The 13612-nt window shown below is 39.3% G+C and carries 11 protein-coding genes; 2 read left to right on the top strand and 9 right to left on the bottom strand.

From position 1 onward, the window contains the following. From miaE to L656_RS0105170, 3 genes are all read right to left on the bottom strand, one after another. Positions 1 to 562, bottom strand: a 562-nt coding sequence (gene miaE / locus L656_RS0105180) for a tRNA-(ms[2]io[6]A)-hydroxylase (RefSeq protein ID WP_024598394.1), incomplete at its 3' end; no start/stop codon positions are given. 47 nt (positions 563 to 609) lie between these two features. Next, positions 610 to 1242: a sulfotransferase gene (locus L656_RS0105175; protein WP_024598393.1), complete on the bottom strand. Its 633-nt coding sequence runs from the start codon at positions 1240 to 1242 to the stop codon at positions 610 to 612. Between the two features lie 14 nt (positions 1243 to 1256). Next, positions 1257 to 1628 (bottom strand): MAPEG family protein, encoded by a 372-nt coding sequence (locus tag L656_RS0105170; protein ID WP_002962524.1) that lies wholly within the window; start codon positions 1626 to 1628, stop codon positions 1257 to 1259. Positions 1629 to 1780: 152 nt separating this feature from the next. On the opposite strand from L656_RS0105170, the gene L656_RS0105165 reads away from it, so the two are divergent. After that, positions 1781 to 3127: a DUF2254 domain-containing protein gene (locus L656_RS0105165; RefSeq protein ID WP_024598392.1), complete on the top strand. Its 1347-nt coding sequence runs from the start codon at positions 1781 to 1783 to the stop codon at positions 3125 to 3127. A 134-nt stretch (positions 3128 to 3261) separates the two neighbouring features. Here L656_RS0105165 and L656_RS0105160 read toward each other — a convergent pair whose 3' ends face one another. From L656_RS0105160 to ggt, 3 genes are all read right to left on the bottom strand, one after another. Next, positions 3262 to 3987 carry an SIMPL domain-containing protein gene (locus L656_RS0105160; RefSeq protein ID WP_024598391.1) on the bottom strand — a complete coding sequence of 242 codons (726 nt, stop codon included), beginning with the start codon at positions 3985 to 3987 and terminating at the stop codon, positions 3262 to 3264. 154 nt (positions 3988 to 4141) lie between these two features. After that, positions 4142 to 5836 carry an NAD-dependent malic enzyme gene (locus tag L656_RS0105155; RefSeq protein ID WP_024598390.1) on the bottom strand — a complete coding sequence of 565 codons (1695 nt, stop codon included), beginning with the start codon at positions 5834 to 5836 and terminating at the stop codon, positions 4142 to 4144. Between the two features lie 142 nt (positions 5837 to 5978). Beyond that, positions 5979 to 7757: a gamma-glutamyltransferase gene (ggt, locus tag L656_RS0105150; protein ID WP_024598389.1), complete on the bottom strand. Its 1779-nt coding sequence runs from the start codon at positions 7755 to 7757 to the stop codon at positions 5979 to 5981. 97 nt (positions 7758 to 7854) lie between these two features. Here ggt and rrtA point away from each other — a divergent pair, with 97 nt between their 5' ends. Continuing rightward, the gene (gene rrtA / locus L656_RS0105140) at positions 7855 to 8448 is read left to right on the top strand and encodes a rhombosortase (RefSeq protein WP_024598388.1); all 594 of its coding nucleotides are present in this window, start codon (positions 7855 to 7857) and stop codon (positions 8446 to 8448) included. Positions 8449 to 8540: 92 nt separating this feature from the next. Here rrtA and L656_RS0105135 read toward each other — a convergent pair whose 3' ends face one another. The 3 genes from L656_RS0105135 to L656_RS0105125 all read right to left on the bottom strand — a co-directional run bounded on the left by L656_RS0105135 (position 8541) and on the right by L656_RS0105125 (position 13612). Further along, positions 8541 to 11045, bottom strand: a complete 2505-nt coding sequence (locus tag L656_RS0105135; protein ID WP_024598387.1) for a S9 family peptidase — start codon at positions 11043 to 11045, stop codon at positions 8541 to 8543. 132 nt (positions 11046 to 11177) lie between these two features. Then, positions 11178 to 12341 (bottom strand): endonuclease/exonuclease/phosphatase family protein, encoded by a 1164-nt coding sequence (locus tag L656_RS0105130; protein ID WP_024598386.1) that lies wholly within the window; start codon positions 12339 to 12341, stop codon positions 11178 to 11180. 119 nt (positions 12342 to 12460) lie between these two features. Next, entirely contained in the window at positions 12461 to 13612 is a 1152-nt protein-coding gene (locus L656_RS0105125; protein ID WP_024598385.1) for a 5-(carboxyamino)imidazole ribonucleotide synthase, read from the bottom strand.

Raw genomic sequence — 13612 nt, 5'->3', positions numbered from 1 at the left:
CCGCCGTAAATGGGATGCTTTCACAGATTTTAGCTTCGGCTATAAGTAACTCTTCCAGGCGAACATCAACTTCTTCTTTATCAAAGTATTCGTAAGCAAGCTCTACAAAAAGGTTTTTATGTTTTTCTTCTGACTTGGCAATCGCAACATAAAAGTCTTTTTCTTTACCCTCAGGAAGTGCTTGTGCAACTAAAGAAAAACGCTCGTGACCACGTGCTTCAATTACACCGCCAACCAGTAATCGGTCCATTAAAAAACCATCACGACCATGTCTAAACAGTGCACGTATTTGTTTTATGTACGGGTCTTTTTTGTCGTCACCTAAGTTTACATCGCGCTCTAAAAGTAACTTAAGCACTTGTTTAAAGTGTATTAGTTCTTCTAGTGCTAAGTCGGTCATGGCTTTTACTAATTTACGTTTGTCTGGGTAATGCGAAAGCATAGACATAGCCATACCCGATGCTTTTTTTTCTGCAGCGGCATGATCTTGTAAAAAAGTATTAAAGTCAGCAAGGACAACTTCGGTCCATTCAAATGGGGTGTGGTATTTTAATTCAAACATGTTCTGTACAACTTAAATAATAATGCGGGGATTTTAACGTATTTGTTTTAAAAAATCTTGTAAGGCAGCAATTTATCTATGCGCCCTTTAGCGGTGGATTCGACTTTTAGCGGGTGTTTAATATCGTTCCATGCGGTGACTTTGCCGCCCATATTCATTTTTTCAAAATCAGCTTTGTCACTTTTTAATGCTAAAAAATCGCATAGTTTTTTGTAGCTATCAGGCTTTGCTATATCAATGGATAAAAAATCGTTGTCACGATTCTTAAAGTACGTGTGAGCATCGTTCAAATGTGTTTCGTAGCAGTGAGCTAAGTAACTATCGTCGCTAATATTATTAAGCGAAAGCTCACTAAACGTATTTAAATAACAGCGCTTTATATGAATATTAAAGCCCCCGTCGCCGCGCGTTAAATTAGTGTGCATACGCGTTAAAAGCTGTTTTATTGATACAAGCCATGCACCAAGTTCGCGCTCTAAATAAATAAACTTAGAGTCTGGGTAATGAATATCAAGCGCTTTAAAGTCATTAAATATGGGAGTGTCGGCAATTGCGCTGGCATTTTGAAAACAGGCATTAGTATACGCGGTATGCGCTGTTGTAATGCCAAGTTCTAAAAATGCATGGCACACACTAGTTGTGCCGGTACGTGGTAAACCTATTATAAATATTTTGCTCATTAACTTTTCTTTAATTAGCCGCGTGTTACTAGTAATACAAAGGCGCTGATAATCATGACTAAAAATGTAGTAATAGTACCAATTTGGCGATATTTAAGGCTTTTTTCTACTATGCCTAAATTTTGAAACACACGCCCTACTAATAACGCACCACCTAATATATGGCAGTAATGGCTAGCAAGCCCTTGGTACTCTGCTAAAAAAAGCAAAATTAAAGCAAATGGCACGTATTCCATAAAATTTGCGTGGGCACGCACAGCACGTTGTAGCGTTGCATTACCGTTATCACCAAGCGATATTTGCTCCGCACGGCGCACTTTTATTACGTTAAAGCTTAAATAAATGTAAAAGAATGCGAGTAATGCAGCATAAGTTGAAATGATCACGGCGTTTTCCTGTTATTTTTATCGCATAAATATGCGCTCTATTATTGTGGGCGTGATAATAACACATAAATTTGAGCAGCATTATCAGAAGTTTAATAATTGCCTATGCTAAGCTAGAGGTATTAAGTTAGTAGAAAATACATAAGGATTTTATGTTTGTACCTCGTAAAGTAGCCGACAGTTACCGTGAAATGATTAACAGTATTGGCTTTTACCCTTCGATGCTTTCAGTGGGCTTTTTGGTATTTGCCATTATTACAATGTCGGTTGAATATTTAGCGCCTATTGAGCAGCTAAAATCGTTTATATCGGTTGTACTTGTTGATAGCGCTGAAAACGCACGTACTATTTTAAGCACCTTAGCGGGGAGTATTATTTCGCTTACCGTGTTTAGTTTTTCAATGGTAATGGTCGTTTTAAATTCGGCCAGTGCGAGTTTATCGCCCCGCGTAGTACCTGGGCTTATTACGCGTAAATCACATCAAATGGTTTTGGGCTTTTATTTAGGCAGCATAATTTACTCAATTATTATGCTTATAAATATTAATAAACTTGAAGGTGGCAGTACGGCTATTCCTTCAATTGGTGTGTTATTCGCACTTGTTTTTGGATTGATTTCATTAGGTTTATTTGTATTTTTTATACATTCAATCTCTCGTGCTATTCAGGTTGATAACGTATTAAATGGCTTGTTTAGCCAAACTAAAAACGAAATTAAAACAATAATACAAAGACAACAAGAGAACCCACTTGAAGACTTTCCAGACTTTAGCAAATGGCATTCGGTTAGCAGTAAAACAGAGGGCTATTACAAAGGCGTGCAAACCGATAAGCTCTGTGCCATTTTGGCAGAGCAAGATATAAAGGTGTATATTTCTGTTAACCAAGGCTATTTTACAGTTAAAGGCTATCCTTTTTTAAAGTGTAATAAAGACATATCAAACGATGAAGAGCTGATAAATAAAATTCTCGACTGCTTTATTTTTTATATAGAAGAGTACATTAGCGATCATTACCGTTATGGGTTAACGCAAATATCAGAAATTGCAGTTAAGGCAATGAGCCCGGGCATAAACGATCCAGGTACTGCGGTTAAATCAATTGATATGCTGAGTATTTTACTTATTCAACGGCTGTCAATTAACGATATTAACTACTCGTTTGAGCACAGTGATAATGGACCATTACTATACCTTCATGAAACAAGCTTTGATGAGTTATTACATGACAACTTTACACCGCTGCGTAATTACGCCAAAGGCGATGCATACGTAATGACAAACGTGCTTGAGGCATTCAAAAATATTTTGTTTGTAGCCCATAAAGATACCGATGCACGAAACAGTTTATTTAATTATTTAAATGCGATTGTTGATGACATAAATGAGCATGTAACTAATGAATACGACAGACGCGAAGTGACTAATATGCTCAACTCTATAGCGCGTATCAGCCAAGAGCAAGGTGAGAAGTTGGTGGCACGTTTTGAGCACCACTAGGGCGTGTTGAATTATTTGGATTGAAATTTGTTCAATCTAGGGGCGATTAAATCGCGGCGCGAGGTTTGTAACCTAGTGGGCTAAGTAAAAACCGAGCAACATAGAGTTAATCGTCCCTAGGAAGAACCTATATTTTAATCTATGTAGTACACAGCATAGCTTGAGGCTGTTACTTTAATCTCTCCAGCATGGTAGGCATCAGGTACATAGTTACTTGGTGCGCTATCAGCCATCATTACTTTTTCTGCGCGCATATAAGGCTGCGACTGCACATTGAGTGGACTTAGTGATGCGCTGTATAATCCTTTTAAATCAACGCCATAATCTTCACTAAACTCTTTTGCTGCATCCCGTGCGTCTTTAATTGCTAACTTTTGCGCTTTTTTGTGCAGCTCGTTGTAGTTACTTGCTAAAAATTGCGTTTGATTAATTTCGTTAATACCGTTGTTAACTAAGCTTTGTAGTAATTCAGGGTATTTATTTATATCGCTAAGTTTTACAGTTAATGTACGAGAAACCTTAAAGCCTTTAAATTCTTGATTACCGGTAGTGCGGTTATATTGGCTATCACGGTTTATTGAAATTTGTCCGGCGTTTATATCTCCCTCTTTAACACCAATTTCTTTTACGAGCTTAATTGCTTTAGCGATGGTTAGGTCGGTTTTATTTTTAGCAGCAATTAAGTCTTTATCAACTTCGGTAATACCTACACTAAGCTGTACGTAATCTGGCATTGTAGTAAGAGTCGCTTCGCCCTTAACATAAATATGAGGAGCATCGGGAGTCGCTGCCGCAAGTGCATCAAAACTAAGTACGTTAAAAGCCAGTGCACTACCTAAAACAAGTGTCAGTGTTTTCATTAAGTCGATCCTTTAATTTTGTAAATTCTATTAAAGACCTTACGTGGTTAATTAAATATGAACAAGCACAAAAAAACAGGCAATTGCCTGTTTTTTGTTAAGCATTGTAACTGTGCCTACAACGTTATTTATTTTTAATTACTTATAAACCTAATTAAACACTACAACGTTTATAGTTACGGTATTTTGGTAACCAGTAATTTTTGTCGATTGCTGCCCATAACGCATCATCAGTAATCTCAAGAGCAACGCCCTCTTCGATTGCTTTTTTAGCAATGGCAAATGCAATACGCTTACTTAGCGTTTCAATTTCCGTAAGGGCTGGTAATAAACTACCTTTACCTGTGTTGGCACGTGGCGACGACTCTGCAAGCATTTCGCTAGACACACTTAACATTGCATCAGTAATGCGTGTCGCTTTAGCGGCAATAACCCCTAAACCAATACCCGGGAAAATATAGCTATTGTTACATTGTGGAATTGGAAAAACTTCACCGTTGTGTTCTACCGGATCAAATGGGCTACCTGTTGCAACAAGTGCTTTACCGTCAGTCCACTTAATCACATCAGCAGGATGCGCTTCTACCTGCTTAGATGGATTACTTAATGGGAAAATAATTGGCTGTTCACAACCGGCGTGCATTGCTCGAATAGCTTGCTCTGTAAACAAACCAGGTTGACCTGAAACACCAATTAAAATGTCTGGTTGAGCACAGTGCATAACATCAAGAAGTGATGCGTATTCACCGCTGTAAGTCCAATCACTTACCGAGCCTTGCGGTTGTGCAAGTGCTTGTTGGAAATCGCGTAAGCCTTCCATACCCTCTGTAAGTAGGCCAAAACGGTCAACCATAAATACTTGGCTACGCGCTTGAGCTTCACTAATACCTTCAAAAACCATTTGGCTAATAATTTGCTCAGCAATACCACAACCAGCAGAGCCTGCACCCACAAAAACTACTTTTTGTTGGCTAAGGGTTGAATTTTTAACGCGACACGCTGCAAGTAAAGAACCTACCGTTACAGCCGCAGTACCTTGAATGTCATCGTTAAAGCTACAAATTTCATTGCGGTAGCGCTTAAGTAACGGCATTGCATTTGGTTGTGCAAAATCTTCAAACTGAAGTAACACATTTGGCCAGCGACGTTTAACCGCTTTAATGAATAAATCTAAAAACTCATCGTATTCGTCTTGGGCAATACGCTTATGGCGTGCACCCATGTACATAGGATCGTTTAAAAGCTTTTCGTTATTAGTACCCACATCAAGCATTACAGGTAATGTGTATGCTGGGCTTATACCACCACACGCAGTGTAAAGTGACAATTTACCAATTGGGATACCCATGCCGCCAATACCTTGATCGCCAAGGCCTAAAATACGCTCGCCATCGGTTACAACAATAACTTTTACTTTACCTTTGGTAGCGTTGCGTAAAATGTCGTCAATTTGGTATCTGTCTTCATACGAAATAAATAAGCCACGCGCGCTGCGGTAAATGTCTGAGAATTTTTCACAAGCATCCCCAACTGTAGGCGTGTAAATGATTGGCATCATTTCTTCAAGATGATCCCGCACTAAACGGTAATAAAGTGTTTCGTTGTTATCTTGAATCGCACGTAAGTAAATATGCTTATTAAGGTTGTCGGTAAAGCTAGAATATTGCTGATAACAGCGCTCGACTTGCTCTTCAATTGTTTCAAAGCGAGGAGGAAGTAAACCAGCAAGATTGAAATTTTCGCGTTCTTTTTTACTAAAGGCGCTGCCTTTATTTAATAGCGGTGTTTCAATTAGGCCAGGGCCAGAATGATGAATATATAAGTAGTTAGGATCAGTATTAGTTGTCATATTTCCAGGCTTTAACGGAGTCTTAAGTTATGATCTGTCATTATCAGTGTTAAAGGTTTAATTGCAACGACAATTAAGCTAGTCAGACCATTGAGAGAAAATACATGCAGGCTTCACTGCCCGCATGTATATTATACATAATTTAAAATTGTATAGTGGCGTTATTATCAGTTAAATCAGATAACGCAACACCTTCACGGCGTGGATCAGCTCCGCCGTAAAGTTTGTCATTTTTAACTTCAACTGCGTGTAAGCCCGAGTTTAAGTCAATAATACGTACATTGTGGCCGCGTTTAGTAAGCGCAGGCGCAATGGCTTCAATAGCTGTGCCTTTTTCAAGGCTGGTGTAATCGTTACGATTTGTTGTACGCGGTAAGTTAATAGCGTCTTGCGCTGATAAATTCCAGTCAATAACACCCACAACAACTTGTGCAACGTAATCTATGATACGACTACCGCCAGGTGAGCCTACAATTAAACGTAAGCTGCCATCTTTATTAAATACCATTACCGGTGACATAGAGCTACGCGGGCGTTTACCAGCCTCTACACGGTTTGCTACAAGCTTGCCGTTTTTACGTGGCGATAGCGAAAAGTCAGTTAGTTGGTTATTTAAAATAAAGCCATTAACCATAACCGTGGAGCCAAACGCCATTTCAATTGAACTAGTCATCGAAACGGCATTACCTTTACTATCTACAATAGAGACATGAGAAGTAGAAGGTAACTCGTATGAATCATCCATTGCATAACTTAAGTATCCGACCGGATTACCGGCTACGGCTTTTTGGTCTGTTTCGGTAATTAATTTAGCGCGTGAGGCAATATAATCTTTGTTTAATAGCTCTTTTGTAGGTACTTGCGTGAAATCGGGATCGCCCATGTACATATCGCGATCGGCAAATGCAATACGCGAAGCTTGGCTAAAGTAATGAATCGCCTTTTCGCCATTTGGTTTAAGTGCGCTCATATCTTTATGCTCAAGTAGGCCAAGCATTTGTAGCACAGCTACACCGCCACTACTTGGTGGCGCCATAGAACACACGTTATAAACACGGTATTGTATACATACCGCATCGCGTTCTTTACTTTTGTAATCTGCTAAATCTTGCACACTTAATTTACCAGGGGCTATTTTAGAGTGCTGTACAGCATTAACCATTTGTTTAGCGTTTTCGCCTTTGTAAAATGCATCAATGCCCTGCTTTGCAATGTCTTTGTATAAATCAGCAAGCGGTTGATTCTTTTTAACACTACCTACTTCAATTAACTTACCATTTGGGTAAAAGTATTCGTTAATAATCGGCATACTCAATACACCAGGGTTTAATTGGCGTGCTAATAAGCCATGTAAACGCGGCGAAATTACAAAGCCTTGCTCTGCAAGTTCAATAGCCGGTTTAAAAAGCGCTTCCCATGGCAATGTACCGTATTGTTTATGCGCGCTTGCAAAGGCATGTAAAATACCAGGCACACCAACAGAGCGTCCGCCTACTACAGCTTCAATCCATTTAACGGCTTTACCGTGCTTATCTAAAAACAGCGTTTCGTCTGCATTTGCAGGTGCTGTTTCGCGGCCATCAAAACTAGTCAATTTATTGTTTGCTTTGTTGTAGTACATCATAAATGTACCACCACCAATACCTGACGATTGCGGTTCAACTAAAGTAAGCACTAGTTGAGTAGCAATGGCTGCATCTACGGCACTGCCACCTTGGGCTAAAATTCGTTGACCGGCTCTTGAGGCATATGGATTTGCCGCAGCAACCATGTATTTATTACCCTGCACTACTTCTTTATGGATTAATCCGGTAGCGGCTTCAGGTTCGCGAGTTTCAATTTGAGTTGCTTGCTGTGCAAATGAAGGCAGCGATACTGCGCACAGTCCAATGGCAAATAATGAGTTAAGTTTAAAATGCATAAAAATACTAAAAACACTTAATTACGTAGTTGTATTTGGCATCTTAAAGTTAAACGGGCACAATATGCAAAAATTTTGACTAAAAAAATATAATAAAATGCTTAATTTACCTATTCAACCTCGTTATATATTACCGCCTATTATTCTGCTGCTTTTTAGTACCATTTTTGCTGCATTTGATTTAAATAATTTACTTGAATTTAACCGAAGTCTAATTGATGAAGGTGAACTATGGCGAATCTTTTCAAGCCAATTTGTTCATGCTAATTGGGCTCATTTGGGATTAAATGCCAGTGGTGTTTTATTAATATGGCTTTTACATGGGGAATACACATCACCTACTCGCTACGCTTTTAATACAACTGCGCTAGCGCTGTGGTGTGGGCTCGGCGTGTATTGGTTTTGCCCAAGCATACATATTTATACCGGATTAAGTGCCCTACTGCATGGTGTAATTATTTGGGGTGCAGTTAAAGATATGACTGTAGGGCTTAAGTCAGGTTATTTATTATTTATAGGCGTATGGATTAAAATAGGGTTTGAACAATTTAGCGGCCCTAATGCTGATATAGGAAAGCTTATTAACTCCACTGTGGCTATTGATGCACATTTAATTGGTGTTATTGGCGGGACTTTACTTGCAATACCATTGGCTATAGAGCTCTTTAAAAAGAACTTTAAAAAGCAATAATAAAGTTAGACTTTGTTGAATCCAATAAAAATGCCGCATTAGTTAACTAAACTAATGCGGCGTTTTTGTTTTTATACTTTAAGAGTTAAAGATTAAAGTGTTTCTTTAAATAACTTATGAATACGGCGGTATTCGTCTAACCAGCTTGAAGGCTGTACAAAACCATGTGGTTCAACAGGAAATATAGCTGTTTCAAAGTTTTGTTTTTCAAGCTCTATTAAGCGCTGCACTAAACGCACTGAATCTTGAAAAAACACGTTATCGTCAACCATTGGTGAGTTAATTAATAAACGCTTGTTTAAACCCTCAGCATAATAAATTGGCGAGCTGCGCTCATACGCAATCGGGTCAACATCAGGGTGGTTTAATATATTAGCCGTATAACCTGTGTTGTAATGCGCCCAATCGGTAACAGGTCTAAGTGCCGCACCCGATTGAAATAACTCAGGCGCGGTAAACAATGCCATAAAGGTCATAAAACCGCCGTAAGAGCCACCATAAGTACCGACTGCTTTGGTATCAACGTTGGCATTTTGCGCCATCCATTTAACGCCATCGGCTAAATCTTGTGTTTCAGGTGTTCCCATTTGACGATAAATCGCGGTACGCCAATCACGCCCGTAACCTTTAGATGCGCGGTAATCCATATCCATTACTATGTAACCTTCATCAGCGAGCAATGAATGGAACATAAATTCACGAAAATAAACCGAAAAACCCATGTGTGAATTTTGTAAGTAACCCGCGCCGTGGTTAAAAATAACCGCTTTACGATTTTTACCTACTTCACCTTCAACGTAATCTGCTGGATAATATACTTTTGCATATATTGGTTGATCAGTATGGCTCGATGGTACGGCAACAATTTTAGGGGCTGTTAGCTTTTTAGCTAAAAACTCATCCGACACAGTATGCGTTAAGCGCGTTGCTTTTGTATTGGCTTTAGCATCTGCTACGTAAAGCTCATCAGGCATAGTAATTGTAGAGTGCTTAAGGAGTAACTTGGTTTCATCTGGGCTTAACGTGTAATCGGTCATACCATTTAAGTCAGTTACTTGCTCGTTATTACCTGTTTGCGGGTTAACACGGTAAATTTCGTAAAGCCCTGGATGCTCAACATTCGCTTTGTAATAAATTGCGCTGTCGTCGCTGGTAAGCGTTAAGTTAGAAACCTCAAATTGGCCTTGTGTTAGCGCGGTTGCACTACCATTTACAGGCTTTTTATAAAGCTGGCTGTAACCTGACTCTTCCGATAGGTAATAAAGCGTGTTTGAGTGATGTAACCACCCAAAGTCGTTAAATGCGTAAGCAATCCATGCATCGTCATGCAGGCGATGTTGCGACACAAGTTTGTTGTTTTTAAAATCTACCGTTGCAAGCCAGCGGTCTTTGTTGTCCCACGCTTCTAGCATGACAGCTACTTGTGAGCCATCGTCGTTCCATACTATTGGGCTTTGCTCAAAACCCCAGTCCATAATAAGGTTAATACCACGAGGTGCCTTTTTAGACTTATATGTTTTACCATCACGTGCATAATTTTCTTTTTTAACTGCGGCTAAAACATCTTCGTCAAAGCCCGGTAAGGTATTAAAGCTAAGTGATGTTTGCTCTTTGTTAGTTAAATTGATGTAGACAAGCTTTGAGGTTTCTTCTTTAGCGTCGGCTACACGGCGGCGTGCTTTTTTAGGTTCTATAGTGGCGTCATTTGTAATGTAGTTAGGCATAATATCGCCATCACCACGCCAGTCTGTTTGCTTTTGTACAACAACTAACAGCGCATCACCATTTGGCGAAAGCTGCGCTTCTGCAACTTTATTACCGGCACCTAAGTAGTAAGCCGTATTAGCAATTGAATCGTTTTGTTCATTAATTTGCTCATTGCGTGCTTGCTTATCTTTTTTATTTTTTTGTTGAAGCGCCACAAATTTAATCAACTTATGCTGCTCTTTAGCAATATACGTGCTTGGCTCTTCAATACCTTTTGGCTCATCAGCAAGTTTTAAGTTAGCAAGCTCGCTCGTTAAGCCTGTTTTTAAATCAACTTTAAAAAATACATTGCCTTGGCGGTAAACTAAATCGCCATTATTTAAAAATTGTGGCTTTGACTCGCCCGCTGATGTAGCTGTAATTTGTTTAAGTTCGCCGGTTTTTAGGTTTTTAACAAATACATTGCCTTTAAATGTGTAGGCCGCCATTGTTTTATTTTTAGAATAAACGGCTTTATTTGAACCCATAGTATGAAGTTTATTAAGAGCTACTTGCTCTGCTGTTTGGCTAGTAACCGATTGGCTAAATAAATCGCGTAGTGTATTACCCTGCTCTTTTTGAGCATAAATAATAGTAGACGAATCGCTCGCCCAGTAAGCACCCTCTGGCTGATTACCCATCCAATCCGGATCGGCCATTGCTTGTTCTAGCGTTATTTTTTGTGAGCCAATATCTGCTGGCGTGTTTACAACCGCAGCAATTTTAGTTGCTGGTAATGCACTTTGCTGTGTTGAAGAGGTGTTAGCGGTCGCGCTACAACCTGCAAGCATGACACTTGTGGCAACAGCTAAGGCCACTAACGTTTTAGATGAAGAAAGATTAAAAATCATAGTGCTTCTATACGGTTATTATAATTAAGCCGTATTTAAGCAGAAGCACTCAAGTTATTGCAATTTTTTAAGATAAATAGCCATTAAACAGGGTAAAGCTCAGTTTACTAACGCCCCCTTTATTAGTGGACGTTATTCAACGATTAAATCAAGCCACACCATGCGGTGATCGCTCGATGCGTTTCTATCTTTAATTAAACGATACTCATCGCTGGTTTTAGTAGGCCAAAATACACCACCGTCCTTAATTTTTAAGCCATAGTTTGACGGTAGTACGTAATCAACACGCGCTTGCCAATTAGCACTGTAATTTTGTGCATAAGGCACGTCATACTGCTCTTTAGCGCCTTCACTTTTTGGAACAAATTGAGCGTTAATAAGTGGGTTTTTAAGTAGTTGATCTGTGGTATTTGTACGGGCTTTATCGCCCTCTGGGGCGGCATTTAAATCCCCTAAAATAACAAAGCGAGAATAAGTTTTTAAACCGCCTTTTTCGCCTTTATCATCGTAAATATACTTAGCGTTTGAAACGTAATCGGCAATTAGCCTTACTTCATCATGGTTACGCTTACCGTTTCTATCCTCTTTACCGTCAAATACAGGCGGTGTTGGGTGAGATGCAATAACATGAATGGTTTTATCGTTTACGTTAATAGGTAAATCCCAAAACGATTTAGAGCTGAGTCTAAGTGCTTGCCATTCTTGTGCGTTATACCAGTTTTCACCTGTTTTAGGCATCATTGGCATTAGTGCATTTGGCATGTCTTTATATCTAAAGGTTTGAAGGGTTCTTACTTTATCAAAATCGATTGGGTATTTTGACAAAATAGCCATACCGTAATGCCCTTCAAAAAAGCCAAAGCCTTGTGCATCGCCCATAACACCATTTTTTTTGCCATCGTTATCTAAATCAAACTCGGTGGCAAGCCCAGTATTTACCGGAGCAATGTAAGAGTAAGGATAGTTAATAGCGTCTTGTTTTTGCTGACCTATATTTAAAAAATGCTTATTAAAGTATTCAATGCCTTGCTCTTTTGGGATGTAGTCAAATTCGTTAAGTAAAATAATATCAGGGCGAACTCGTTGAATAATTTCCGCTATGTTCTTAATTTGCTGGTGGTTTGCTTTAAGTGCATTAACTAAAGCATCACTTTTAACTTGCTCGCCTTTAGGCGTGTGATTTGTCGCATCCATACTTACATTAAAAGTAGCAACACGAAGAGAGTCTGATGCAAATGCATTTAAGCTAAATAATGTAGCAATGGCTAGCGCGCCATATATTGTTTTTAGTTTCATTGTTTTACTTCACAAATTTAAAATTAGACTTTAACAGTATTACATATTCAAAAGCTTTTTTTATGACAAAAAAATACCGGCTCAAGCCGGTATTAACAAATTAATTCTATAATTAGAAATTATTGGCTTAGTATTAAATTTGCTGCCGCTTTTAAAATACCTGGGTAGTCTTGCTCAGGTAAATATTCAGTAAGCTCACCTAATTTATCTGCTAGGTCATTTATGCTGGTGGCCGATACGTTTATATGGCCCATTTTACGACCTGGTTTTGCAGTTTTACCGTACCAGTGGCTAGTTACATCTGCGTATTTTAGTACGTCAGCTGGAATACTAGGTTGCCCTAGTACGTTTATCATCGCGGTAATGTGTTTAAGTTCTGTATTACCAAGCGGTAAACCTGCAACAGCACGCATGTGGTTTTCAAACTGTGAGCAATGGCAGCCTTGTTGCGTCCAGTGGCCTGAGTTGTGTACACGCGGGGCAATTTCGTTAACGAGTAACGTACCTTGTACATCAAAAAACTCAATAGCTAATACGCCAACGTAGTTAAGCTCGTTTGCTATTTTTGTAAAGGCATCGTTTGCTTGAGTTTCAACACTTTGATTATTTTTACCGGCAATAGAAAGTGTTAACACACCATCTGTGTGCTCGTTTTCTGTTAGCGGATAAATAGCCACATTACCGTGTTTATCGCGCGCACCAATAATAGATACTTCACGATCAAACGGGATCATTTTTTCAGCAATAATTGTATGTGGCGAAAGCTCTGTGCCCGATGCAATAAAATCAGCCATTTGTGACCAAATTTCGTCTATTTGACTATCTGATTTTAAACGCCATTGGCCTTTCCCGTCATAACCCGCTTGGCATGTTTTAATAACAAGTGGCTTACCTAGGGTTTTAACAGCGTGTTCAAGGTGCGCTTTTTCAGTAATTAATTGATATGGCGCACAAGTTACGTTTGTTTTATCAAGCAATGCTTTTTCAAGCGAGCGATCGCCACCGGTTTTAATAGCGGCTTTACCTGGGTAAAATTTATTGCTGTTACAGCAAAGTGTTAGTACATCATCAGGAATGTGCTCAAACTCTGCAGTAATGGCATCAGCGTTTGATATTGCTTGCTCAAGTGACGTGCTATAAACCTCACCAGTTAGCGGGTGCATAATTTGCTTGCTGCCTACATCATACGCCACTACGTTTAAATTAAGCGGCGCGCCTGCAAGGCTCATCATACGTGCAAGTTGCCCTGCACCTAATATTAAAATATTCAT

It is taken from the genome of Pseudoalteromonas sp. TAE56, from assembly GCF_000497955.1.
In the GTDB taxonomy this organism is placed as follows: Bacteria; Pseudomonadota; Gammaproteobacteria; order Enterobacterales; family Alteromonadaceae; genus Pseudoalteromonas.
This window is presented reverse-complemented; position numbering and strand designations above follow the sequence as displayed.